Consider the following 24036-nt stretch of genomic DNA (forward strand, 5'->3'; position numbering starts at 1 on the left):
TGGTTGCCCGCCTGACCCCATCAGAGCCTTCCCTGGTACTTCGCCGAGGTCGTCCTGGCCGTGGCGAGCTTGTTGTAGAGGCGCCCGCCGGGGCAGTCCGTGGCGAATCCGTCACGGTGTCCGGCGATGGTGCGGAGCTTGACCTTCGTGCCCTTCTTGTACAGGTTTCCGCCCCCTGAGGTCAGATACGTCGTGCTGTTCGGGTTCACCCCGTGCAGCCCGAGCTTCCAGGCCGTCAGGCGGGCGACGGCGGTGAGCACGGCGGCCGGCGGGGTGCTCTTGCTGAACGTGCCGAGGACGGCGATGCCCATGCTGTTGGTGTTGAAACCGAGCGTGTGCGCGCCGAGGACGGGCTTGGCCACGCCCCCCGCGCGGCCTTCGTAGATGTTTCCGCACTTGTCGACGGCGAAGTTGTAGCCGAAGTCCCGCCATCCGCTGCTCTTGACGTGGTAGCGGTAGATACTGCGCAGGACGGAGGGGGCTTGGCTGCAGGTGTAGTTGTTGCCGGTCGCGCTGTGGTGGACGAAGGCCGCCTTGATGCTCTTCGTGTAGACGAAGCCCTTCTCGCGGAGCTTCTCGTCAGCTCCCCAGCCCTTGCGCGTGATGATCTTCGGGCGCGGGCCGATGTACGGCTTCGCGGCGGCCGCCGGTGGAGCCGCCACCGCTGCCGGGGCGGTCTTCCCCGGTGCCGTGTTCACCGTCTTCGTCGGCCGGCGGAAGGCCATCTCCGTCGCCTGCTTCGACAGGGCCGGGATCCAGGCCGCGCCGTACGGCGCCAGCTGGGAGTTGACCCCGCTGACGGCCGCCTCCGCCGCGCTCAGACCGGCCGGTGCCGCCACGGCCGCCGCGACCGCCGCCGCTGCCGTGGCACGGGCCCGGGCGGCTGCGGTGTCCGGCTCGGGGTCGGTGTCGATGTCGGGGGCGGTGTCAGGGGCGGTGTCCGGAGCGGTGTCAGGGGCGGTGTCGGGGGCGGTGTCCGGGGCTGTGTCAGGGGCGGTGTCGGGGGCGGTGTCCGGGGCTGTGTCGGGGATGGCGCCCGGGTCCGTGCCCGGGTCGACGAGTTCGAGCCGCAGGCCGCCGGGGAGCTGTCCCTCCCCCCGTACGCGGATCTCGACACCGTCCGAATCACCCACCCACAGCGGCGCGGTGGAGCCCTTGAGCGCCCGGGTGGCGCCCTCCGTGGTCTCCGGGTCGGCGCCGTGCTCGTCGTTGTGGGTCTCCACGTCCTGCCACTCCGACCAGACCCCGCCGCCGGTGGCCCGGGTGCGGACCTGCACGGTGCCGTGCAGCGCGGCCGTCGGGTCGTCCCAGACGACGCCGACGAGGGAGAACGGCCTGACGTCGCGTCGGGCCAGGCCCTGATCGCCGGAGCCCGAGCCGGGGCCGGTCTCGGTCCCGCCGCCGAAGCCCCGTACGGAACCGCGCAGGGGCACGAGCGGCAGCGACTGGGTGGAGCCGGGCAGCCGTTCGGGCCCCGGTGGCAACGCCGACGGCCCCGGTGGCAGCGCGGAGGCCGCCGGTGGCAGCGCGGTGAGCGCCGCTGGCACCGCGGCCGCCGCGGGAGCGGCGAGGGAGACCGGCAGGGCGAGCGCCGCCGCGCAGGCGACGGCGATCGAGGAGGCGAGTGAGGCACGCATGGGCCGATCGTGCGTATCCCCCGGCCGTTCCGCGCGCCGGGAATCCGCACGGAAACTGACGTTCCGTCGAGCCGACCGGTGGACGGCGTCACCGGTACGGAGGACCCCGCGGGCCCGCCCGCGTACGCTGTCCGGCGTGAACGCCAGCGACCGCACCCCCGCCGACCTGCTGCGATCCGCGCTCGCCGCGGACCCCGCCCGCCCCTTGGTCACTTTCTACGACGACGCCACCGGTGAGCGCGTGGAATTGTCCGTCGCCACCTTCGCCAATTGGGTGGCCAAGACGGCGAACCTGCTCCAGGGCGAACTGTCCGCCGCGCCGGGCGACCGGCTCGCGCTGCTGCTGCCCGCGCACTGGCAGACCGCCGTCTGGCTGCTCGCCTGCTCATCGGTGGGGGTGACCGTCGAGGTCGGCGGCGATCCCGCGGACGCCGACCTCGTGGTCGCGGGGCCGGACGCGCTGGAGGCGGGGCTCGCCTGTTCCGGTGAGCGGATCGCGCTCTCCCTGGCGCCGCTGGGCCGCCGCTTCCCCGCCCCGCCCGCCGGGTACGCGGACTACGCGGTCGAGGTGCCGAGCCAGGGCGACCGGTTCGCGCCGTTCGCGCCGGTGGATCCGGAGGCCCCCGCCCTCGTCGTCGACGGTACGGAACGGAGCGGCGCGCAGCTCGTCGAGCAGGCCCGCGCGGACGCGGCGGCGCTCGGCCTCGCCCCCGGTGCCCGGCTGCTCTCCGGCCTCGGGTACGACGGCTGGCAGGGGCTCTCGGCCGGTCTGTACGCACCCCTCGCGGCCGGCGGCTCGGTGGTGCTGTGCCGGAACCTGGACCAGCTCGCGCCCGAGGCCCTGGAGAAGCGGGTGGAGAGCGAGCGGGTGACGAGCACGGAGCTCTAGGGCGTGTGTCCGGCGGATCAGGACCCCGGCCATGATCCGCCGGACACCCCCTGACCCTCGGGACCGCACCCGTTCGGCCCATGGACGCGTCGAGTCCCCGGGTTCCCGCGCCGACTCCGGTACATGATCGGCCGGGGGGAGTCGACTCCTTCCGCACAACCATGCGTCGGGCTCGGCCGTCTCCTTCTACGACCGGTGGCCGCCTGGCGCGCCGCCGACGCCTTGAAGGACGGACTCAGACGTGACGGACCGTGCTGGCACGCCCCCGGAACCGGACCCCCCGGCAGCGTCGGACGCGGCCCCCGGTGCTCCGGAGGGGGCGCGCAAGCGCCACTGGCTGCGGTGGACGGCGCTCGGGGTCTCGGTCGTGGTGCTGATCGCGGCCGGGGTCGGCTGGTGGTTCTACCGGAAGCTCGACGGCAACATCACCACGGACACGACGGCCGCCGACGAGCTGCGGAGGTATGAGAAGGAGCGGCCGACCGCGGGCACCACGGCCGCCCGGAACCTCCTGCTGATCGGCTCGGACACCCGGACCGGCGAGGGGAACAGCGAGTACGGCAGGGACAAGGGCACCCAGCGCTCGGACACGACGATCCTGCTGCACCTCTCGGCGGAGAAGTCGAGCGCGACGGCCGTCTCCCTCCCCCGCGACCTGATGGTGACGATCCCGAGCTGCCGCAAGCCCGACGGGACCCGTACCCGCGAGCAGTTCGCGCAGTTCAACTGGGCCTTCGAGTTCGGCGGTACGGCGTGCACGATCCGCACCGTCGAGAAGCTGACCGGGATCCGCGTCGACAACCACATGGTGATCGACTTCCGGGGCTTCAAGAAGATGGTCGACGCCCTGGACGGGGTGGAGATCTGCCTCAAGGAGCCGGTCGACGACCCCGACGCCAAGCTGAAGCTGCCCGCGGGGCGCCAGACGCTCAACGGCGAGCAGGCACTCGGCTTCGTACGGGCCCGGAAGTCGATCGGCAACGGCAGCGACACGGACCGCATGGACCGCCAGCAGCAGTTCCTCGGCGCGCTCGTCAACAAGGTGCAGAGCGACGGGGTCCTGCTGAACCCGACCAGGCTGTACCCGGTCCTCGACGCGGCCACGAAGGCGATCACCACCGACCCCGGCCTCGACTCGTTGAGGGACCTGTACGACCTGGCGCGCACGATGCGGTCCATCCCGACGGAGAAGGTGCAGTTCCTCACGGTGCCGCGTCGGCCGTACTCGTACGACGCGAATCGGGATGAACTGGTACAACCGGCGGCGAGTCAACTCTTCCGCCAGCTACGGGAGGACAAGCCCGTCGCCGTGACGCCGCACACCGAGGAGAGCGACAAGGCGGGTGGGCGCGACACCGGCACCGGCGCCGGGACCGGGACCGGCGCGGACGGAAAGCCCGACGACGCGGACACCCCGCTCCCCTCCGCGACCCCGACCTTCACGGGGCGGAACGCGGCGGACGGAGCGTGCTCCTAGAGACCCCTCGGGGACGGTGGGTAAAGGGCGAACCAAGGGGAGGGCAGGGAGGGATGAGGTTTGAGCAAATTGCCCGGTTGTAAGGGGCGTGGAATTTGTCACTGACGTCGCTCCACGCTGAACTGGGCGGATAGTGTGACGCGATCCGGTGCACCCGACCGTGTGGTCGTCGCACTCACCAAGGATCGAACGACCGAGAGAGCGGCGCCCTGTGGGGGAGGCGCCTCGCGTGGCACCGACGGAGGACTCGAGTAACCGTGGACGCGCACAGCCGTGGACGGGCGGACGAGATCGACCCCGCCGACCAGTGGGTCCTCAACCCGCAGACCGGCAACTACGAACTGCGACTGGACCACTCCGCTGGGGAGTCGCAGACACCGTCCCGGACCCGGAGATCGAGCACGGCCGCCGCGGCCGCCCCGGCAGCGAAGGCGGACACCGGTGCCGGCACCGGCAGGGGCACGGCCACCGAGGCGCCCGTTCCCGGTCAGCGCCGCCGCCGCGTCTCCGAGCAGGGCTCCGGCGGGCAGCAGCCGCCCGCGAGCCGCCGCAAGCGCAAGCAGGGCGCGTCCCGCAAGAAGAAGGTCCTCCTGTGGACCGGCGGCACGATGGCCTTCGTGCTCGTGGGCGGCGCCACCGGCGCGTACATGCTCTACCAGCAGCTCGACGGCAACATCGACGTCGTCGACCCCATCGGCGTCCAGAGCACGGGCTTCCGCAAGGGCGAGGCATTCAACGTCCTGATCATCGGCACCGACAAGCGGACCGGCGAGGGCAACGGGGGCTACGGCGACAAGAACAGCCCCGGCCACGCGGACACCACGATCCTCTTCCACGTCTCCAAGGACCGGACGAACGCCACCGCGCTCTCCATCCCGCGCGACCTGATGACGGAGATCCCCGAGTGCCAGTCGAGGCTGCCCGACGGGAAGATCCTTACGATCCCCGGCCAGGATCAGGCCCGCTTCAACGTGAGCCTCGGTCAGGACGGCCGCGACGCTGGCTGCACCATGCGTACGGTCAAGGAACTGACCGGCCTGACCGTCGACCACTTCATGATGGTCGACTTCAACGCCGTGAAGGAGCTGACCACGGCCGTCGGCGGCGTGAAGGTCTGCGTCGAGAAGGCGGTGGACGACCCCAAGTCGCACCTGAAGCTGCCCGCTGGCGAGTCCGTGATCGAAGGGGAAAAGGCGCTCGCCTTCGTTCGTACCCGCTCCAGCTTCGGCAACAAGAGCGACCTGGACCGAATCAAGGTCCAGCAGCAGTTCCTGGGCTCGATGATCCGGCAGATGAAGTCGGACGAGACGCTTACGAGCCCGACGAAGCTGTACGACCTCGCAGAGGCGGCGACGAACGCGCTCACCGTCGACAAGGGCATAGGGTCCCTCTCCAAGCTTCAAGACCTGGCCAAGGAACTGTCCGGGATCGACACGAAGAACATCTCGTTCGCGACGCTCCCGGTCATCGACAACCCGGCCGAGCCCAAGCCGATCACCGTGGTGCCGCACCCGACGCAGGCACCGCAGCTCTTCGCCGCGCTGCAGTCCGACACCTCGCTCACGCAGGTGAAGAAGAGGACCCAGGACGCCAAGAACGCGCAGGCGCAGGCCCAGGCGAAGCTCCTCCTGGGCGCGCGCGCCCAGGCCGCCGACGTGCGCGTCAACGTCTACAACGGCAGCGGCATCCAAGGCGCGGCCCAGTCGACCATCAACTGGCTGCAGAACGAGCAGGGCGTGAGCCGCTCCACCAACAAGAGCAACGCCCCGGAGAAGGCGGCGAAGACCACGCTCACCTACGCACCGAACCAGGCCGATCAGGCCCGCAAGCTCGCGGACATGATGGGGCTGGCCGCCACGGCCCTCAAGCCGGGCACTCAGGACGCCGGGGAGCGCGAGCCCATGACGCTCGTCCTCGGTTCCGACTTCAAGGGCGCGGGGGTGCCCATCAACGGTCCGACGAAGGCGCCGGACGTCGAGAAGGTAGAAGCTGACAAGCAGGTGTGCGCCAAGTAGTCCGGCGACACCGGGACTTGGCACGCTCCTGACTGACGAGGGGACCTGGGGTGGGACAGAACAGCGTGCATGGGGAGGGGACGCGGCGACGCGTTCCGCGCGCCCGTGAACTGGGCTGGGACGACGACCTGTACGACGCGGGGGAGGCGACCGGCGCCGGTGGGCAGGCCGGGAGCGACGGCGCCTCCGGGGACACCGGATCCTCCGGTACGTCCGCGTCGGCGTCGACCCGGGCCGAGCGGCGGCGCGGCGGCAGCGGTGGCGGAAGCGGCCCCGGGGCCGGCGGCGACGGACGGACGGGCCACCGCCGCGGCGGCTCGCGTCGGCGCGCCAAGAAGGCCGGCAAGCGCAAGGTGCTGCGCTGGGTGGCGATCACACTGGCGGTGCTCATACTCGGCACGGCCGGCGCCGGATATCTGTACTACGAGCACCTGAACGGCAACATCCGCAGCGGTGACCGCGCGGGCGGCAGCAGCGGCGTGAAGAAGGCCGCGCCGAACGCGCTCGGCGACACCCCGCTCAACATCCTCCTCATCGGCTCCGACGACCGGTCGGACGAGAAGAACATCGCCCTGGGCGGCGGCCGGAACGACAAGGACCGCAAGCCGCTCGCCGACGTGCAGATGCTGCTGCACGTCTCGGCGGACCGTGAGAACGCCTCGCTCATCTCCATCCCGCGCGACACGGTCGTCAAGATCCCGGAGTGCAAGGACGAGGACGGCACGCCCTACGCCGCCACCACGAACCGGCCCATCAACGAGTCGCTCCAGCGCGGCGGTCCGGGCTGCACCCTCACCACCTGGGAGAGCCTCACCGGGGTCTACATCGACCACTGGCTGATGGTCGACTTCGTCGGCGTGGTCGCCATGGCGGACGAGATCGGCGGCGTCCCCGTCTGCGTCACGTCGGGCGTGCACGACAAGTCGACCGCCCGGGTGAAGGGCGGCTCCGGCCTGAAGCTGCGGGAGGGCACCACCGAGATCAAGGGCGTGCAGGCGCTCCAGTGGCTGCGCACCCGGCACGCCTTCGGCAGCGACCAGAACCGCGCCAAGGCCCAGCACATGTACATGAACGGGATGATGAAGAAGCTCCAGGAGCAGAACGCCTGGACCGACACCGGGCGGCTGACGGGCCTGGCCGAGACCGCCACCAAGTCCCTCAAGGTCTCGCAGGACCTCGACACCGTGAAGAAGCTCTTCGATCTTTCGATGCAGCTCAAGAACGTGAAGATCGACCGTCTGACGACGGCGACGGTCCCGACCGACCCGTACCTGCCGAACCCCGACGCATGGCTCCAGCTGCGGCCTTCCGCCGCAGACAAGATGTGGGCGATGCTCCGGGACGACGTCGCCTACGACAAGAACGGCGACAAGTCCGGCGCCGAGGCGAAGCCGAAGACGACGGCCTCCGCCAAGCCGAAGACACCGGCGGAGGCCCCCGGTTCCTTCGCCGTGACCGTCGTCAACGGCACCGACGGCGGCGGTGAGCCGGCCGTCGAGGGCAGGGCCGGCAACATGGCCGAGGCCCTCCGGGGCAAGGGCTTCACCCAGGCCGACTCCTCCCAGGAGGGCGGGGGCCGCAAGGACACCGTGGTCACCTACCCCAAGGCGGACGGCGACCAGGGGAAGGCGAACGCTCTCTCCGTGACGAAGGCGCTCGGGCTGCCCGACTCGGCCGCACGGGCCGACGTCGAGGCGAAGGGCATCACGCTGGTCGTCGGCGCGGACTGGCGCGAGGGCACCACGTACAAGAAGCCGACGACGGTCGCCGGTGACCTGCCGGAGGGCGCCGACGACAAGGCGAAGTGCATGGACATCTACTCGGTCTACAAGTGGGACGGGAAGAGCTGATCCCGAGCTGATCCCGCGCGGATCTCCCGCACTCGCACATGACGGACGGCCGGGCCCCTGAGGGACCCGGCCGTCCGTCGTGTGTGCGATCCGGTCAGACCGTCTCGGACTCGCCCGCCTTCACCGCCGGGCGGCGGCTCGCGATGACCTTCCTGGCCAGCGAGCGGGGGCTCGTCAGGAAGCCGTACCCCCACGACATGTGCATCGTCGCGAGGGCCACCGGGATCTGCAGGCGGGCCTTCAGCGGGAGGCCCTTGCCGGCCGGGACCGAACCGGCCGCGATGGCGGCGAGGTAGCCCGCCGGGATCACGAAGCCGAGCGGGGTGAGCGTGGCGCCCACCACCAGACCGGCGGCGATCGCGCAGACGGCGGTCGGCGGGGCCAGGTAGCGGAGGTTGATGGAGCCCTGGTGGTAGCGGGCCACCACGTGGCGCCAGCGGCCGTAGTCCTTGTACTGCTTGGCGAGCGCGCGGACGCTGGGCCGCGGCCGGTACTGGACGCGGAGCTCCGGCGAGAACCAGATGAGGCCGCCCGCCTCGCGGATGCGGAAGTTCAGCTCCCAGTCCTGGGCGCGGATGAACTCCACGTTGTACCCGCCCTGTTGCTCCAGGGCCTCGCGCCGGAAGACGCCCAGGTAGACGGTCTCCGCCGGGCCGGCCTGGCCGCCGGTGTGGAAGGCCGCGTTGCCCACGCCGATCTTCGAGGTCATCGCGGCGGCGACCGCGTCCTCCCAGGCGTTCTCGCCCTCGGCGTGCATGATGCCGCCGACGTTCTGCGCGCCGGTCTCCTCCAGGAGCCGGACGGCGGTGGCGATGTAGTTCGGCGAGAGCATGCCGTGGCCGTCGACCCGCACCACGATCGGATGGCGGGAGGCCTGGATCGCGGCGTTGAGGGCGGCGGGGGTGCGGCCCGTGGGGTTCGGCACGGTGTGGACGCGGGGGTCTTCTCGTACGAGCTCGGCGGCGATCTCGTCCGTACGGTCCGTGGACGGGCCGAGGGCGATCACCACCTCCATCTCGCCGTCGTACTCCTGCTCCAGGATGTGGCGGACCGAGTTGCGCAGATGCCGCTCCTCATTGAGGACCGGCATGATCACGGAGACGGGGGGCTTGGCGTTCATTGCCCGCCACGTTACCGCGAACGGGGGACAGCGGTGCGCGCCGCATGGGTGGTACGCCCTGTCGCTGATCGTATGGGCCTACGGTGCTCACGGTTCCCCTTGTCACACCCGCGGAGGTGTCCGTCCGTGCCCACACCGCCCCGCACGCCGCCCCGTCGTAGGCCCGTACCCCGGCCCGTACCGGCCCGTCGGCGGCGACGGCGGCCCCGGTGGGGGATGCGGATGGCGACCGCGCTGTCCGTGGCGGTCCTCGCGGCGGGCGGCATCGGGCACGCGGTGGTCACCGGCCTGGACACCGGGATCACCCGGGTCGACCCCTTCAAGGACATGAAGAACCGGCCGCAGGCCGGGCACGGGATGAACGTCCTCGTCGTCGGCACCGACGGCCGGGACCGGATCACTCCCGAGGAGAAGGAGAAGTACCGGCTCGGCGGCGCCCCCTGCCACTGCACCGACACGGTGATGCTCGTGCACATCTCGGAGGACCGGGAGCGGGCGAGCGTGGTCAGCCTCCCCCGGGACTCGTACGCCGAGATGCCCGAGCACACCGACCTCACCAGCGGCAAGAAGCACCAGTCCCACCCGGTGAAACTGAACGCGGCCTACGCGGAGGGCGGGCCGGGGCTCACCGTGCGGACCGTCGAGTCGATGACCGGCGTCAAGATCGACCACTACCTGGAGGTCGACTTCACCAGCTTCATGCGGACCGTGGACGCGGTCGGCGGGGTGCAGATCTGCACGACCCGGGCGGTCAAGGACTCCTACACGGGCCTCGACCTGACGGCCGGCACCCATGAGCTGGACGGCGGACAGGCCCTCCAGTACGTGCGCTCCCGGCACATCGACGGGGCCGCCGACATCGGGCGGATGCAGCGGCAGCAGCGGTTCCTGGCGGCGCTCATCGAGCGGGCGACGAGCGGCGGGGTGCTGCTGAACCCGGTGCGGTTCCGTGAGATGGCCACGACCATGCTGAGCTCGGTCCGGGCCGACGAGGACTTCGGTACGGATCAGATGCTGGCCCTCGCCAAGGCGATGCGCGGCTTCACGCCGGCGTCGTCGGAGTTCGTGTCCGTGCCGATCGGCGACATGAGCTTCCCCGTGAAGGGGATCGGGTCGACGGTGAAGTGGGACGCGGCGAAGGCGCAGAAGCTGTTCCAGGCGCTGCGGGAGGATCGGCCGTTGGCGCCGGCGACTGCCGCGCAGAAGGCGGGTTCCTCCGGGAAGGGTGCCGCCCCGAGGACGGTCGTCGTGGACGTGCCGCCGCGCACCGTCCGGGTGCAGGTCTACAACGGGACCCGGACGGACGGGCTCGGCCGGAAGGTCGACGACGCGCTGCGCGCCACCGGCTTCGACACCACCCGGACGCCGATGACCGGTGCCGGGCAGGAGCGGGCGCGCACGCTCCTGGAGTACGACCCGCGCTGGGACCGCTCGGCGAAGTCCCTCGCGGCGGCGCTGCCGGGGGCGGAACTGCGGGCGGTGGCGGGACGGGGCGGGACGCTGCGGGTGACGGTGGGGGCGGACTACCGGGGCGTCACGGGGGTTCGGGCGGAGGAGGCGGGGCGGGGCGGGCCGTTCGAGGCGGTGACCGGGGACCAGGTGGTGTGCCCCTAGGGCCTGTCCGGCGGACCCTGGTCGGGGCGGAGCCGGGTGCGACGGGGGGCGCGGGAGCCGCCCCCCGGGGGCGTCAGTCCTCGTAGCCCTCGGCGGCTCGGCGTTCGCGGAGCTCCTTGATGGCCTGGCGGCGGGCCAGGCGGTGGGTACGGCGGATCTGGGCCTCCTGGTTGCGGCGCTTGTCCTGCTCCGTCTCCGGGACGACCTGGGGGACGCGCCGCGGCTTGCCGTCCGCGTCGACGGCCGCGAAGACCAGATAGGCCGATCCGACCTGGGTGGCGGGCGTGGACTCGTTCCAGCGCTCGGCCATGACCCGTACGCCGACCTCCATGGAGGACCGGCCCGTCCAGTTGACCTGGGCCTTCACATGGAGGAGGTCGCCGACCCTGACCGGCTCAAGGAAGACCATCTCGTCCATGGAGGCGGTCACGGCGGGCCCGCCCGAGTGCCGGCCCGCGACGGCGCCGGCCGCGTCGTCCACCAGCTTCATGATCACGCCACCGTGCACCGTACCGAGGAGGTTGGTGTCGTGGCTCGTCATGATGTGGCTGAGGGTGGTGCGCGAGGCGGAGGTGGGCTTGCCCGGGATATCGCCCTGATCTGTCATGCCCTCCACCTTATGCCGGGTCCCTCCACCGTCCCCGTGGGGTCCGTTTTGCATCAGCTTGGCAACAGGGCCGGTCCGATATTCCACCCGGCCTGTCCAGGGGATTCCTCCGCCCGGCACACTGGTCCGCATGAATGACTGGCCCGATGACGGCGGATACGGCCGCGGTAGTGCGAACCCCCACCCCGAGGGGCCTCGCAGGATGAGCCATGTGCAGCGTCCGCAGGTCCCGCAGCAGCCCCCCTACGGCCGGCAGCAGCAGCCCCATGACGGCCAGGACTACAACCCGAACTACACGCAGGCCCAGGGCTCGGGCTACGACTCCGGTTACAACACCGGCCAGGTCTACGGCCCGCAGGGCGGCGGAGCCCAGGGCGGCGGCCGGGGCCCCGTGCCGCCCCCGCCGCACGCGCCGCGGCCCGGCGGCGGCCCCGCTCCGGACTGGCGCAAGCGGGCCAAGGTCGGCTCGATCGTGCTCGTCGTCGGCGTCCTCGCCTGGGGCATCGGGACCTACGCCTGGGCCAGCTCGCAGATGCGCAACGAGGTCGACCTCTCCAAGGTCATCGAGCGGCCGTCGGAGGGCGACTGCACGACGTATCTGATCGTCGGCTCGGACAGCCGTGAGGGCATGTCCGCCGAGGAGAAGAAGAAGCTGCACACGGGCTCCGCCGAGGGCAAGCGGACCGACTCGATGATGATCCTCGCCGCCTGCTCCAGCGGGAACACGATGGTCTCGCTCCCCCGCGACTCGTGGGTGACGATCCCGTCCTTCGTCGGTTCCGAGTCGGGCAAGAAGTACGGGGCCCGGGGCGGCTCCAAGCTGAACGCGGCGTACGCGATGGACGGCCCCGAGCTGCTCGTACGGACCGTCGAGTTCAACACCGGCCTGCGCATCGACCACTACGCGGAGATCGGCTTCGCCGGCTTCGCGAACATCGTGGACGCGCTCGGCGGTGTCGAGCTGAACATCGACAAGGGCTTCAAGGACAAGAAGTCCGGCGCCGACTTCCAGGCCGGCAAGCAGACCCTCAACGGCGAGCAGGCCCTGGCCTTCGTCCGGACCCGGTACGCCTTCGCCGAGTCGGACCTCGCGCGGACGAAGAACCAGCAGAAGTTCCTCTCCGCCCTGGCCAACCAGGCGGCGACCCCGGGCACGATCCTCAACCCGTTCGCGCTGTACCCGACGCTGGGCGCCGGTCTGGACACGCTGATCGTGGACAAGGACATGTCGCTGTACGACCTCGGGAAGATGTTCTTCGCGATGAAGGGCATCAGCGGCGGCGACGGCAAGTCCATGAACATCCCGATCTCGGGCAGCGCGCCGCAGGGCTCCCTCAAGTGGGACATGCCGAAGGTGAAGCAGCTGGTCGAGCAGATCAGGAACGACGAGAAGGTGACCGTCGAGTCGAATCGGTGACCCTATTGCCGTACGGAAAGGGCGCCCTCCCGCAGGAGGAGGGCGCCCTTCTTCGCGTCTGCGTCTACGGGAGGTTGCGGGCCATGACGATGCGCTGGACCTGGTTGGTGCCTTCGTAGATCTGGGTGATCTTGGCGTCGCGCATCATGCGCTCGACGGGGTAGTCGCGGGTGTAGCCGTAGCCGCCGAGGAGCTGGACGGCGTCGATGGTGACCTCCATGGCGACGTCGGAGGCGAAGCACTTGGCCGCCGCGCCGAAGAAGGTCAGGTCCTCCTTCTCACCTCCGGCGGAGACGCGCTCGCTCTTCGCGGCGGCCGCGTAGGTGAGCTGGCGGGCGGCCTCGAGCTTCATGGCCATGTCGGCGAGCATGAACTGCACGCCCTGGAAGTCGGCGATGGGCTTGCCGAACTGCTTGCGCTCCTTGACGTAGCCCTTGGCGTAGTCGAGGGCGCCCTGGGCGATGCCGAGGGCCTGGGCGGCGATGGTGATACGGGTGTGGTCGAGGGTCTTCATCGCGGTGGCGAAGCCGGTGCCCTCTTCGCCGATCATGCGGTCGGCGGGGATGCGGACGTTGTCGAGGTAGACCTCGCGGGTCGGGGAGCCCTTGATGCCGAGCTTCTTCTCCGGCGCGCCGAAGGAGACACCCTCGTCGGACTTCTCCACGACGAACGCGCTGATGCCCTTGGAGCGCTTCTCCGGGTCGGTGACGGCCATCACCGTGTAGTACTCCGACACCCCGGCGTTGGTGATCCACCGCTTCACACCGTTGAGGACCCAGAAGTCCCCGTCGCGCACCGCGCGGGTCTTCATGCCGGCCGCGTCCGAGCCCGCGTCCGGCTCCGAGAGCGCGTAGGAGAACATCGCGTCGCCCTTGGCCAGCGGGCCCAGGTACTTCGCCTTCAGCTCCTCCGAACCCGACAGGATCACCGGCAGCGAGCCCAGCTTGTTCACCGCCGGGATCAGCGAGGACGAACCGCACGCCCGCGCGACCTCCTCGATCACGATCACCGTCGCCAGCGCGTCCGCGCCCGCACCGCCGTAGGACTCCGGGACGTGCACCGCGTGCAGGTCCGCCGCGACCAGCGCGTCCAGCGCCTCCTGCGGGAACCGCCCCTCCTCGTCCACCGCGGCCGCGAACGGCGCGATCTTCGCCTCCGCCAGCGCACGCACCGACTCCCGGAGCATGTCGTGCTCCTCGGAGGGCCGATACAGGTCGAAATCAGCAGAACCTGCCACGCTCATTCACTCCCACGCTTGCTAACTACCGTTAAGTAACTCAAATGGTAGGGCGCGGCCCGGCCCCGGACCAGGGCACGACTATGCTCGGGCAGGCATTCCGCCCGACGTCACTGGAGTACCGCATGGCCCTCAAGATCACTGTGATCGGCACCGGCTACCTCGGCGCCACCCATGCCGCGGCCATGGCGGAACTGGGCTTCGAGGTGCTCGGCCTGGACGTCGTACCCGAGAAGATCGAGCTGCTGGCCTCCGGGCGCGTCCCGATGTACGAGCCGGGGCTCGAAGAACTCCTCGCGAAGCACGTGGCCGGTATCGAGGGTTCGAGCGGCCGGCTGCGGTTCACCACCTCCTGGGAGGAGGTCGGCGCCTTCGGCGACGTGCACTTCGTCTGTGTGAACACCCCGCAGAAGCACGGCGAGTACGCCTGTGACATGAGCTACGTCGACGCCGCCTTCACCTCCCTCTCCTCGGTCGTCCGCGAAGGGGCCCTGGTGGTCGGCAAGTCGACCGTGCCGGTCGGCTCGGCCGAACGGCTCGCGGGCCTGCTGCCCGAGGGCGTCGAGCTCGCCTGGAACCCGGAGTTCCTGCGGGAGGGCTTCGCCGTGCAGGACACCCTGCACCCGGACCGGATCGTGGTCGGCGTACGGAACCGGTTCGGCGAGCGCGCCGAGAAGACGCTGCGCGAGGTGTACGCCGTGCCGGTCGGCGAGGGCTCGCCGTTCGTCGTGACCGACTTCCCGACGGCCGAGCTCGTGAAGACGGCCGCGAACTCCTTCCTCGCCACCAAGATCTCCTTCATCAACGCGATGGCGGAGGTGTGCGAGGCCGCGGGCGGCGACGTCGCCAAGCTGGCGGAGGCCATCGGCCACGACGACCGGATCGGGGCCAAGTTCCTGCGGGCCGGGGTCGGCTTCGGCGGCGGCTGTCTGCCCAAGGACATCCGGGCGTTCATGGCCCGGGCGGGCGAGCTGGGCGTCGACCAGGCGCTGACCTTCCTCCGCGAGATCGACTCGATCAACATGCGGCGGCGCGGCCAGATGGTGGAGATGGCGCGGGAGGCGCTCGGCGGAAGCACCTTCCTGGGCCGCCGGGTGGCCGTGCTCGGCGCGACCTTCAAGCCGGACTCGGACGACGTCCGCGACTCCCCCGCGCTGAACGTCGCCGGGCAGATACACCTCCAGGGCGGCCAGGTCACCGTCTACGACCCGAAGGGCATGGAGAACGCGCGGCGCCTCTTCCCGACCCTGGGGTACGCGGACACGGCCCTGGACGCGGTGCGCGGCGCGGACGTGGTGCTGCACCTGACGGAGTGGCGGGAGTTCCGCGAGCTCGATCCGGCGGAGCTCGCCGCGGTCGTCTCGTCGCCGGTGATCCTCGACGGCCGCAACGCGCTGGACTCGGAGCTCTGGCGGGCGGCGGGCTGGACGTACCGGGCGATGGGCCGCCCGCGCGCCTGAGGCGAGACGAAGAGGGAGAGGGGGCGCGATCCGCGCTCCCTCTCCCCTTTTTCGTATGTTCTCGTACGTTTTCGTACGGTCAGGCTTTTTCGTACGGTCAGGCCGCGGCCGGGCGGATGCGGTTCGTCCGCGACAGGAACTCCGTCTCGCGCAGCGCCCGGGTGGCGTTGGCGTGGGCGAGGCCGACCAGGTCCCGGGCCGGCCAGCCCCGGCGGAGGAGCTCCGCGAAGAGCGGTACGTAGCCGAGGGCCGGGTCGGCCGCGTGGGAGAGGCCCGTGGAGCGTGGGCCCGCCCCGTCCCGTACGCGGTCGAGGACGTCGGCGTCGGCGGCCGGGTCGTCCGTGACGGTGACCATGCAGACGGCGCCGTTCTCGCCGAGGAGGCGCAGGACGTCGTCCGGCAGGCCCTCCGGCGCCGCCCGGGTCAGCAGGGCCGGGGCCCGGGTGACCGCGAGGGCGCGGCGGACCGTGTCCTGGTCGGCCCCGGAGAGGTCCACGGCCAGGCCGAGGCGGTTCATCTCCCGTACGGCATCGCGGGCGAAGCGGTCGAAGCGGGTGAGGTTCACGGCCCGTACGCCCAGGGCGTGGTAGGCCCGCAGGGTGGCCGCCGAGCCGCCGAGCGCGGGCCAGCCGACCGGGCCGAGCAGGGCGGCTACCCGGCCGCAGTTGCCGGCGTGGGCCATCTCCGCGGTGGTGTACGCGAGGCGCAGGTCCTCGGGGCAGGCCGCGACGAGGGCGCGGACCGCGTCGATCCGCCGCAGGGTGCCGATGACGCCCTCGTCGGCCTCCACGTGCAGGGACCAGAACTGGGCCCCGGCCTCCGCCGCGCGGACGGGCGGGAGGTCCTCCGGGTCGAGGGACCGAGGCAGCTCGGTGTGGCCCTCGACGACGGGCTGGGCGGCCAGGATGGCGCGGGCGCGGGTCGTCTCGTCGAGCGGGGGTGGTGGTTCCGGGGGATCGAGCGCGCCGACGGCGGCGGGGGCGGCAGAGAAGGGGGGATGGTCGTCGAGATCTGCCATGGTGCTACTCCGTACTAGGTGGTGCAGTACCGCCCCGCCGAATGCGGCGGGGCAGTACCGTCCACCGTGCCACCGGGCCCGGGCGGGGGCGCGGCGGAGTGGACCGTCCGGGTGACGAGTCCGTTACGGAGCGTCCGGGGTGTCGAGCGCGTCGATCGTCGCGTTCGACGGGGCCGTACGGGAGCGCAGGTCGCGGGAGACCGCCTCCGCGTCGCGGAGGGCGCGGACCGCGTTGGACCAGGTCAGCTTGGCGAGGTCCGGGTGCGACCAGCCGCGGTGCAGGAGCTCCGCGATCAGGTTCGGGTAGCCGGCGACGTCGTCGAGTCCGGCCGGGGTGAAGGCCGTGCCGTCGTAGTCGCCGCCGATGCCGATGTGGTCGATGCCGGCGGCCTCGCGCATGTGGTCGAGGTGGTCGGCGACCGTGGCCACGGTGGCGATCGGGCGCGGGTTCTCCTCCTCGAAGGAGCGGTGCAGCTTCATCGCCTCGGCGGTGGTGTCGAGGTGGTCGAAGCCATGCTCCCGGAGGTTCTCGTCCGCCCGCGCGGTCCACTCGACGGCCGCGGGGAGGATGAACTTCGGCACGAAGGTGGCCATCGCGACGCCGCCGTTGGCGGACAACCGCTCCAGGACGTCGTCCGGGATGTTCCTCGGGTGGTCGCAGACCGCGCGGGCCGAGGAGTGCGAGAAGATCACCGGCGCGGCCGAGGTGTCGAGCGCGTCCCGCATGGTGGTGGCGGCGACGTGCGAGAGGTCGACGAGCATGCCGGAGCGGTTCATCTCGCGGACGACCTGCCGGCCGAAGGCGGAGAGCCCGCCGACGCCGGGCTCGTCGGTCGCCGAGTCCGCCCAGTCGTTGTTGTCGTTGTGCGTGAGCGTCATGTAGCGCACGCCCAGGGCGTGCAGCGCGCGCAGGGTGGCGAGGGAGTTGTTGATCGAGTGGCCGCCCTCGGCGCCCTTGAGCGAGGCGATACGGCCCTGCTTCCGGGCCGCCTCCATGTCGTCCGCGGTCAGGGCGGGGACGAGCTCCGCCGCGTACCGCTCCAGGAGCTGGTCGACGATGTCGATCTGCTCCAGGGTCGCGCTGACCGCGTCGTCCCCGGCCAGTCGGCAGGGCACGTACACGGACCAGAACTGGGCGCCGACCGCGCCGGCCCGGAGGCGGGCGAGGTCGGTGTGGAGCGAGGCGCTCTGGTCGGCCGCGATGTCGAGCTTGTCGAGGTCGTAGCGCACGTGCTGGCGCAGCGCCCAGGGCAGGTCGTTGTGGCCGTCGACGACGGGGTGGCCCGCGAGCAGCTCGCGGGCCTCCTCCAGGCGGTCCGCCGCGCTGCCGGCCCCCGCGCTCACTTGCCGAAGCCGAACGAGTCCGCGCCCTCGACCTTGGCCCGCAGGCGCTTGCCCTTCTCCGTCGCCTGGTCGTTGAGCTCCTGGAGGAACTCGTTCATCCGGGTGAGGAGCTCGGGGTCGTGCGCGGCGAGCATCCGGGCCGCGAGCAGGCCCGCGTTGCGGGCGCCGGCGACGGAGACCGTGGCGACGGGGATACCGGCCGGCATCTGCACGATGGAGAGCAGCGAGTCCATGCCGTCGAGGTACTTCAGCGGCACCGGCACGCCGATGACCGGCAGCGGGGTGACCGAGGCGAGCATGCCGGGCAGGTGGGCGGCGCCGCCCGCGCCCGCGATGATCGCCTTGAGCCCGCGGCCCGCGGCCTCCTCGCCGTACGCGATCATCTCGCGCGGCATCCGGTGCGCGGAGAGGACGTTCACCTCGTACGGGATCTCGAACTCGTCGAGGGCCTGGGCGGCGGCCTCCATGACGGACCAGTCGGAGTCGGATCCCATGGCGATGCCGACGACGGGGGCGGTGCTCATGCTGCTCACTCGGTGATCGTTCCTCGCAGATAGCCGGCGGCGTGACGGGCGCGCTCCAGCACCTCGTCCAGGTCGTCGCCGTAGGTGTTGACGTGCCCCACCTTGCGGCCGGGCTTCACGTCCTTGCCATACATGTGGATCTTGAGCTGCGGGTCCCTGGCCATGCAGTGCAGGTACGCGGAGTACATGTCCGGGTAGTCGCCGCCCAGGACATTGCACATCACGGTCCACCGGGCGCGCGGCCGCGGATCGCCCAGAGGGAGGTCGAGAACCGCCCGGACGTGGTTGGCGAACTGCGAGGTGATCGCGCCGTCCTGGGTCCAGTGGCCGGAGTTGTGCGGGCGCATCGCCAGCTCGTTGACGAGGATGCGGCCGTCCGTGGTCTGGAAGAGCTCGACGGCGAGGTGGCCGACGACGCCCAGCTCCTTGGCGATCCGCAGCGCCAGCTCCTGCGCCTGCCCGGCGAGGTCGCCGTCGAGGTCGGGCGCGGGCGCGATCACGGTGTCGCAGACGCCGTCGACCTGACGGGACTCGACGACCGGGTAGGCCACGGCCTGGCCGTGCGGGGAGCGGACGATGTTCGCCGCGAGCTCGCGGACGAAGTCGACCTTCTCCTCGGCGAGGACCGGGACGCCCGCGAGGAACGGGTCGCGGGCCTCCGCCTCCGTACGGACGAACCAGACGCCCTTGCCGTCGTAGCCGCCGCGCACGGTCTTGAGGATGATCGGGAAGCCCCCGACCTCGGCCGCGAAGGCCGCCGCGTCGTCGGGGTCCGCCACGATGCGGTGGCGCGGGCTCGGCGCGCCGATCTCGTCGAGCTTGGCGCGCATCACCCCCTTGTCCTGGGCGTGCACCAACGCGTCGGGCCCCGGGCGGACGGGGATGCCGTCCGCCTCAAGGGCCCGCAGGTGCTCGGTGGGGACGTGCTCGTGATCGAAGGTGATCACGTCACATCCGCGCGCGAAGTCACGCAGCGTGTCCAGGTCGCGATAGTCGCCGATGACGACGTCGCTGACCACCTGGGCCGCCGAGTCCTGCGGGGTGTCACTGAGGAGCTTGAACTTGATGCCGAGGGGGATGCCCGCCTCGTGGGTCATACGGGCGAGCTGACCGCCGCCGACCATGCCGACTACCGGGAACGTCACCCTCTTAGGGTATCCGCACCATCGAGGAACACTCGTCCGGCTGTGGTTTGTCACAACGGCAGCGGGGGCGGACGTGAGGTTTCCCCGTCGTTTACGAGGTACCCGGGCGGGTGACAGGGGGGCTGGTTAGCATGGTTGGGTTGACGTCGCCCGGACGTCACCCGGACGGACGGGACAGAGCCATCACCATGAGTGAACCCGGCACGCTGCGTATGCGACTCGACCGGCTCTTCCGCGAGGTCGCCAAGTTCGGGGTGGTCGGCGGTCTCGGCGTCCTCGTCAACCTCGCCGTCTTCAACCTGGTGCGCCACACCACGGAGCTTCCGGTGGTGCGGGCCAGCCTGATCGCCACCGTGGTGGCCATCGCCTTCAACTACGTGGGGTTCCGTTACTTCACGTACCGCGACCGGGACAAGTCGGGGCGGACGAAGGAGCTGACGCTGTTCCTGCTGTTCAGCATGGTCGGCCTGGTCATCGAGAACGGCGTGCTGTACGCGGCGACGTACGGCTTCGGCTGGGACGGCCCGCTCGCGAGCAACTTCTTCAAGTTCTTCGGCATCGGCGTCGCGACCCTGTTCCGCTTCTGGTCGTACCGCACGTGGGTGTTCCGCGCGCTGCCCGCCAAGGAAACCGTGCAGACCGCCGAATCGTTCCTGGAGCAGCCTCCCCGCCAGGCGACCCGCCGCCAGCCCGACCACGTCTGAGCGGGTCCGACCGGGCCTGACCGGGCTTTTTACCGTACGGGGCGCTCCCGCGTCTCCTCCGACACGCTCCTGACCTCCCGGCTCAGGAAGAGCGCGAAGACCGGCGGATGCTCCTTGAGCAGCTCCAGGCGCCCGCCGTCCGCCTCCGCCAGGTCGCGGGCGACGGCCAGTCCGATGCCCGTGGAGCTGCGTCCGCTGACCGCCCGCTCGAAGATCCGCGCGCCGAGGTCGGCGGGGACGCCCGGGCCCTCGTCCGTGACCTCGATCACCGACTGGTTGCCGGTGACCCGGGTCCGTACGGCGACGGTGCCGCCGCCGTGCATGAGCGAGTTCTCGATCAGGGCCGCGAGGACCTGGGCGACCGCGCCGGGAGTGCCGACGGCCCGCATCCCCTGCTTGCCGGAGTGCACGATGGCCCGTCCCGCGCTGCGGTAGGCCGAGCGCCACTCCTCCAGCTGCTGCTTGACGACCTCGTCGAGGTCGAAGGCGACGGCGGAGCCCGTACGGGGGTCGCGGGAGTTGGTCAGGAGGCGTTCGACGACGTCGGTGAGCCGCTCGACCTGGGTGAGCGCGATCGTCGCCTCCTCCTTGACCGTGTCCAGGTCGTCGGCGAGGGCGACCTCCTCCAGCCGCATGGAGAGGGCGGTGAGGGGCGTACGGAGCTGGTGCGAGGCGTCGGCGGCGAGCCGGCGCTCGGCGGTGAGCATCCGGGCGATCCGCTCGGCGGAGGCGTCGAGGACGTCCGCGACCCGGTCGAGCTCGGGCACCCCGTACCGCTTGTGCCGGGGGCGGGGGTCGCCGGAGCCGAGGCGCTCGGCGGTCTCCGCGAGGTCGGTGAGCGGCGACGCCAGCTTGTCGGCCTGGCGTACGGCGAGGAGGACGGCGGCGATGACGGCGAGCAGGGCCACGGCGCCGATGATCAGGAGGGTGCGGCCGACCTCGGCGGTGACTGTGGAGCGGGACTCCTCGACGACCACGGTCTCGCCGCGCTCGCCCTCGGCGAGGCCGCGGATGACGTCGCCGTCGGGGCGGGTGCCGATCTCGATCGTGTCGCGGCCGGGGATGCGGATCTGCGCGTACCGCTTGGCGCCGCTCTGCTCGGCGAGGATGTCCGGGTTGACCGGTTCGCCGCCGATCAGCCGGCTGTCGACGATGGAGACGATCCGCAGCGCCTCCGAGTCCACGCTCTCCTGGGCGCTGCTGGAGATCGTGCGGGTCTCGACGATGACGAGGGAGACGCCGAAGACGGCGATGACGACGAGCACCACGGCGAGCGTGGAGTTGATCAGACGGCGGCGCATGGCTTAACGGTGGCTCAGCTCTTCTCGAAGCGGAAGCCGACTCCGCGCACGGTGGCGATGTAGCGCGGGTTGGCCGCGTCGTCGCCGAGCTTCTTGCGGAGCCAGGAGATGTGCATGTCGAGGGTCTTGGTCGAGGACCACCAGGTGGTGTCCCAGACCTCGCGCATCAGCTGGTCGCGGGTGACGACCCGGCCGGCGTCCCGGACCAGGACGCGGAGGAGGTCGAACTCCTTGGCCGTGAGCTGGAGCTCCTCCTCGCCCATCCAGGCGCGGTGCGACTCGACGTCGATCCGTACGCCGTGGGTCGAGGGGGCGACGACGGGCTCGCTGGAGCCGCGCCGGAGCAGGGCCCGGACCCGGGCGAGGAGTTCGGCGAGCCGGAAGGGCTTGGTGACGTAGTCGTCGGCGCCCGCGTCGAGCCCGACGACGGTGTCGACCTCGTCCGCCCGCGCGGTGAGGACCAGGATCGGGACCGTGTGGCCCTCGGCGCGCAGCCGCCGGGCGACCTCCAGGCCGTCCATGCCGGGGAGTCCGAGGTCGAGCACGACCAGGTCCACTCCGCCCTGGAGCCCGGCGTCGAGGGCGGTCGGGCCGTCCTCGCGGACCTCGACCTCGTACCCCTCCCTCCGCAGGGCGCGGGCCAGCGGTTCCGAGATGGACGCGTCGTCCTCGGCGAGCAGTACACGGGTCATGGGGTGATGGTAGTCCGCACGGCCGCCGGGCCGGGCCGGGATGCGCTCACCCCCGATGGCCCCTGGGTATCGTGTGGGCATCCTGTTCATGACCTTCGAATGGCGTAGCGCGGTTGCGCCGCAGCCTGTGATCCATCTCTCAAGTCCTTCCATATCCGGCACTGTCATGTCGTATGGTGGCTCGACGTCTGTAGCGGTAAACGGGGACCTTTGGCCAGCTTCATGCGCCGAGGTCCTCTTTCTGCGTGAGGTCGGCTCAGCCGATCTCGAAGACGATGAACGACCTGTGGGCCGGGTTCCGGGACGCGAAGACGCGCCTCCCGGGGTGTGGATCCCGGTGGGGTTCGAACGACTCCGCCGGTGCCGGCCTCCCCCACCGGGCGCACCCCGCTCACAAGGCGAGCGTCCCGACAGAGCAAGGATCGACATGGCGTCCAGCCTGACGACGGCTTCGACCGGAACCCCTGGTTCCGGGAAGACGTTCCTCGGCCACCCCCGCGGCCTGGCCACCCTCTTCTTCACCGAGATGTGGGAGCGTTTCTCCTACTACGGCATGAGGGCCCTTCTCGTTCTGTACCTGGTCTCCGGCGGCGCGGACGCGGCCACCGGCAGCCAGGGCGGCGGCCTCGCGATGACCGCGGCCACGGCCACGGCGATCTACTCCGTGTACGTGTCGATGGTCTACCTGATGGCCATGCCCGGCGGCTGGTTCGGCGACCGCGTCTGGGGCGCCCGGAAGACCGTCACCGTCGCCGGATTCGTCATCATGGCCGGCCACGCCTCGCTGGCCCTGCCCGGCCAGGCGATGTTCTTCGTCGGCCTCGCGCTCGTCGCGGCCGGCTCCGGCCTCCTCAAGGCCAACATCTCGACGATGGTCGGCCACCTCTACGACGGCCCGGACGACCCGCGCCGTGACGGTGGCTTCACCCTCTTCTACGTCGGCATCAACCTCGGTGCCTTCGTCGCGCCCTTCGTCGTCGGCACCGTCGGCGAGAAGGTCAACTGGCACCTGGGCTTCGCCCTCGCCGCCGTCGGCATGGGCCTCGGCCTCGCCTGCTTCCTGGCCTTCACCAAGAGCCTGAGCCCGACGAGCAGCGTCGTCCCGAACCCGCTCTCCTCGGAGGAGCGGAAGCGGATCCTGGTCAAGGTCTCGCTCGTCGTCGTGCTCGCCGCCGTCTTCTACGGCGTCGTCGTCGGCCTCGACCTGTTCACCCTGAACTGGGCCCTGGTTCCGCTCACCCTCGCCGGACTGATCATCCCGGTCGCCGTCCTCGCCCGCATCAAGCGCGACAAGGACCTCGACAAGGCCGAGCAGTCGAAGATGAACGGCTACATCTGGTTCTTCGTGGCCGCCGCCATCTTCTGGATGATCTACGACCAGGGCGGCTCGACCCTGTCGCTCTTCGCCGACGACAAGACCGGCACCCTCTTCGGCTTCGACCCGTCGGCCACCTGGTACCAGGCGCTCAACCCCATGTTCGTCATGGCGCTGGCCCCGGTCTTCGCCTGGCTGTGGCTGTGGCTGGCCCGCAAGAACCAGGAGCCGAACACCATCGTGAAGTTCGCGATGGGTCTGGTCCTGGTCGGCGCGTCCTTCTTCGTCTTCATCGTCCCGATGGGCATGGCGGGCGACGGCACCATGGTCTCCCCGATGTGGCTCGTCTCGATCTACATGATCCAGACCATCGGTGAGCTCTGCCTCTCCCCCGTCGGCCTCTCCGTCACCACGAAGATGGCGCCGCGGAAGTACGCCTCCCAGATGATGGGTGTCTGGTTCCTCGCCGTCACCGCCGGTGACTGCACCACGGGTCTGCTCTCGCTGGCCGGTGTGGACCTCAACGGGACAGGGATCATCGCCCTGCAGGCGACGCTCGCCGTCGGCGCCGGCTTCGCGGTCTTCATGTACCGCAAGAAGGTCCAGTCGCTCATGGGCGGCGTCCACTGACGCCGGTTCCCCCGCGCACACGCGAAGGCCGCCGCACCGG

Annotated in this window: 19 protein-coding genes; 9 read left to right on the forward strand and 10 right to left on the reverse strand. The window is 70.9% G+C overall.

What is annotated here, in order from left to right; genetic code table 11:
- Positions 1-20: 20 nt before the first annotated feature.
- Positions 21-1637: an N-acetylmuramoyl-L-alanine amidase gene (locus tag OG361_RS15635; protein WP_405853994.1), complete on the reverse strand. Its 1617-nt coding sequence runs from the start codon at positions 1635-1637 to the stop codon at positions 21-23.
- Between the two features lie 136 nt (positions 1638-1773).
- Here OG361_RS15635 and OG361_RS15640 point away from each other — a divergent pair, with 136 nt between their 5' ends.
- From OG361_RS15640 to OG361_RS15655, 4 genes are all read left to right on the forward strand, one after another.
- A complete protein-coding gene (locus OG361_RS15640; protein WP_405853996.1) occupies positions 1774-2526 on the forward strand; it encodes a TIGR03089 family protein in 753 nt (250 codons plus the stop codon).
- 241 nt (positions 2527-2767) lie between these two features.
- Complete coding sequence (locus tag OG361_RS15645) at positions 2768-4003, forward strand: LCP family protein (RefSeq protein WP_405853998.1); 1236 nt, start codon at positions 2768-2770, stop codon at positions 4001-4003.
- Positions 4004-4260: 257 nt separating this feature from the next.
- Positions 4261-6018, forward strand: a complete 1758-nt coding sequence (locus tag OG361_RS15650) for an LCP family protein (protein ID WP_405854000.1) — start codon at positions 4261-4263, stop codon at positions 6016-6018.
- Between the two features lie 50 nt (positions 6019-6068).
- A complete protein-coding gene (locus OG361_RS15655) occupies positions 6069-7868 on the forward strand; it encodes an LCP family protein (RefSeq protein WP_405854002.1) in 1800 nt (599 codons plus the stop codon).
- A gap of 94 nt (positions 7869-7962) precedes the next feature.
- Here OG361_RS15655 and OG361_RS15660 read toward each other — a convergent pair whose 3' ends face one another.
- Positions 7963-8988 carry a glycosyltransferase family 2 protein gene (locus OG361_RS15660; protein WP_405854003.1) on the reverse strand — a complete coding sequence of 342 codons (1026 nt, stop codon included), beginning with the start codon at positions 8986-8988 and terminating at the stop codon, positions 7963-7965.
- Between the two features lie 216 nt (positions 8989-9204).
- Between OG361_RS15660 and OG361_RS15665 the strand changes: the two genes are divergently transcribed.
- Complete coding sequence (locus OG361_RS15665; protein ID WP_405862269.1) at positions 9205-10602, forward strand: LCP family protein; 1398 nt, start codon at positions 9205-9207, stop codon at positions 10600-10602.
- Between the two features lie 73 nt (positions 10603-10675).
- Here OG361_RS15665 and OG361_RS15670 read toward each other — a convergent pair whose 3' ends face one another.
- Positions 10676-11209, reverse strand: coding sequence for an acyl-CoA thioesterase (locus OG361_RS15670; RefSeq protein ID WP_384102386.1), 534 nt, complete (start codon positions 11207-11209; stop codon positions 10676-10678).
- A gap of 130 nt (positions 11210-11339) precedes the next feature.
- Between OG361_RS15670 and OG361_RS15675 the strand changes: the two genes are divergently transcribed.
- A complete protein-coding gene (locus OG361_RS15675) occupies positions 11340-12626 on the forward strand; it encodes an LCP family protein (RefSeq protein WP_405854005.1) in 1287 nt (428 codons plus the stop codon).
- A 64-nt stretch (positions 12627-12690) separates the two neighbouring features.
- Here OG361_RS15675 and OG361_RS15680 read toward each other — a convergent pair whose 3' ends face one another.
- On the reverse strand, positions 12691-13863 hold the full coding sequence (locus tag OG361_RS15680) for an acyl-CoA dehydrogenase family protein (protein WP_405854007.1): 1173 nt from the start codon (positions 13861-13863) through the stop codon (positions 12691-12693).
- Positions 13864-13988: 125 nt separating this feature from the next.
- Here OG361_RS15680 and OG361_RS15685 point away from each other — a divergent pair, with 125 nt between their 5' ends.
- On the forward strand, positions 13989-15323 hold the full coding sequence (locus OG361_RS15685; protein ID WP_405854009.1) for a UDP-glucose dehydrogenase family protein: 1335 nt from the start codon (positions 13989-13991) through the stop codon (positions 15321-15323).
- Positions 15324-15420: 97 nt separating this feature from the next.
- Here the strand turns inward: OG361_RS15685 and OG361_RS15690 are convergent, their stop codons facing one another.
- The 4 genes from OG361_RS15690 to OG361_RS15705 all read right to left on the reverse strand — a co-directional run bounded on the left by OG361_RS15690 (position 15421) and on the right by OG361_RS15705 (position 19354).
- Positions 15421-16341: a membrane dipeptidase gene (locus OG361_RS15690; protein WP_405854010.1), complete on the reverse strand. Its 921-nt coding sequence runs from the start codon at positions 16339-16341 to the stop codon at positions 15421-15423.
- 123 nt (positions 16342-16464) lie between these two features.
- Complete coding sequence (locus tag OG361_RS15695) at positions 16465-17685, reverse strand: dipeptidase (protein WP_405854012.1); 1221 nt, start codon at positions 17683-17685, stop codon at positions 16465-16467.
- Positions 17682-18209 carry a 5-(carboxyamino)imidazole ribonucleotide mutase gene (gene purE, locus OG361_RS15700; protein ID WP_405862270.1) on the reverse strand — a complete coding sequence of 176 codons (528 nt, stop codon included), beginning with the start codon at positions 18207-18209 and terminating at the stop codon, positions 17682-17684. The genes OG361_RS15695 and purE overlap by 4 nt, the downstream gene beginning before the upstream one ends.
- Positions 18210-18214: 5 nt before the next feature.
- A complete protein-coding gene (locus tag OG361_RS15705) occupies positions 18215-19354 on the reverse strand; it encodes a 5-(carboxyamino)imidazole ribonucleotide synthase (protein ID WP_405854014.1) in 1140 nt (379 codons plus the stop codon).
- Positions 19355-19542: 188 nt separating this feature from the next.
- Between OG361_RS15705 and OG361_RS15710 the strand changes: the two genes are divergently transcribed.
- The gene (locus OG361_RS15710; protein ID WP_405854016.1) at positions 19543-20058 is read left to right on the forward strand and encodes a GtrA family protein; all 516 of its coding nucleotides are present in this window, start codon (positions 19543-19545) and stop codon (positions 20056-20058) included.
- Positions 20059-20087: 29 nt separating this feature from the next.
- On the opposite strand, the gene OG361_RS15715 is transcribed toward OG361_RS15710, so the two are convergent.
- Positions 20088-21359, reverse strand: a complete 1272-nt coding sequence (locus tag OG361_RS15715) for an ATP-binding protein (RefSeq protein ID WP_384564776.1) — start codon at positions 21357-21359, stop codon at positions 20088-20090.
- 14 nt (positions 21360-21373) lie between these two features.
- The gene (locus OG361_RS15720) at positions 21374-22051 is read right to left on the reverse strand and encodes a response regulator transcription factor (protein ID WP_318210130.1); all 678 of its coding nucleotides are present in this window, start codon (positions 22049-22051) and stop codon (positions 21374-21376) included.
- A 427-nt stretch (positions 22052-22478) separates the two neighbouring features.
- Between OG361_RS15720 and OG361_RS15725 the strand changes: the two genes are divergently transcribed.
- Positions 22479-23996, forward strand: coding sequence for a peptide MFS transporter (locus tag OG361_RS15725; protein ID WP_405854019.1), 1518 nt, complete (start codon positions 22479-22481; stop codon positions 23994-23996).
- The last annotated feature ends 40 nt before the right edge of the window (positions 23997-24036 follow it).

The sequence above is a fragment of the Streptomyces sp. NBC_00090 genome, assembly GCF_045160815.1.
Classification (GTDB): Bacteria; Actinomycetota; Actinomycetes; order Streptomycetales; family Streptomycetaceae; genus Streptomyces.

What these genes read in the sequence shown, in the direction of transcription:
- OG361_RS15635 (WP_405853994.1), bottom strand. Translation starts at nt 1,637, where the DNA reads ATGCGTGCCTCACTCGCCTCCTCGATCGCCGTCGCCTGCGCGGCGGCG.
- OG361_RS15660 (WP_405854003.1), bottom strand. Translation starts at nt 8,988, where the DNA reads ATGAACGCCAAGCCCCCCGTCTCCGTGATCATGCCGGTCCTCAATGAG.
- OG361_RS15665 (WP_405862269.1), top strand. Translation starts at nt 9,205, where the DNA reads ATGCGGATGGCGACCGCGCTGTCCGTGGCGGTCCTCGCGGCGGGCGGC.
- OG361_RS15670 (WP_384102386.1), bottom strand. Translation starts at nt 11,209, where the DNA reads ATGACAGATCAGGGCGATATCCCGGGCAAGCCCACCTCCGCCTCGCGC.
- OG361_RS15675 (WP_405854005.1), top strand. Translation starts at nt 11,340, where the DNA reads ATGAATGACTGGCCCGATGACGGCGGATACGGCCGCGGTAGTGCGAAC.
- OG361_RS15685 (WP_405854009.1), top strand. Translation starts at nt 13,989, where the DNA reads ATGGCCCTCAAGATCACTGTGATCGGCACCGGCTACCTCGGCGCCACC.
- OG361_RS15690 (WP_405854010.1), bottom strand. Translation starts at nt 16,341, where the DNA reads ATGGCAGATCTCGACGACCATCCCCCCTTCTCTGCCGCCCCCGCCGCC.
- purE (WP_405862270.1), bottom strand. Translation starts at nt 18,209, where the DNA reads ATGAGCACCGCCCCCGTCGTCGGCATCGCCATGGGATCCGACTCCGAC.
- OG361_RS15710 (WP_405854016.1), top strand. Translation starts at nt 19,543, where the DNA reads ATGAGTGAACCCGGCACGCTGCGTATGCGACTCGACCGGCTCTTCCGC.
- OG361_RS15715 (WP_384564776.1), bottom strand. Translation starts at nt 21,359, where the DNA reads ATGCGCCGCCGTCTGATCAACTCCACGCTCGCCGTGGTGCTCGTCGTC.
- OG361_RS15720 (WP_318210130.1), bottom strand. Translation starts at nt 22,051, where the DNA reads ATGACCCGTGTACTGCTCGCCGAGGACGACGCGTCCATCTCGGAACCG.
- OG361_RS15725 (WP_405854019.1), top strand. Translation starts at nt 22,479, where the DNA reads ATGGCGTCCAGCCTGACGACGGCTTCGACCGGAACCCCTGGTTCCGGG.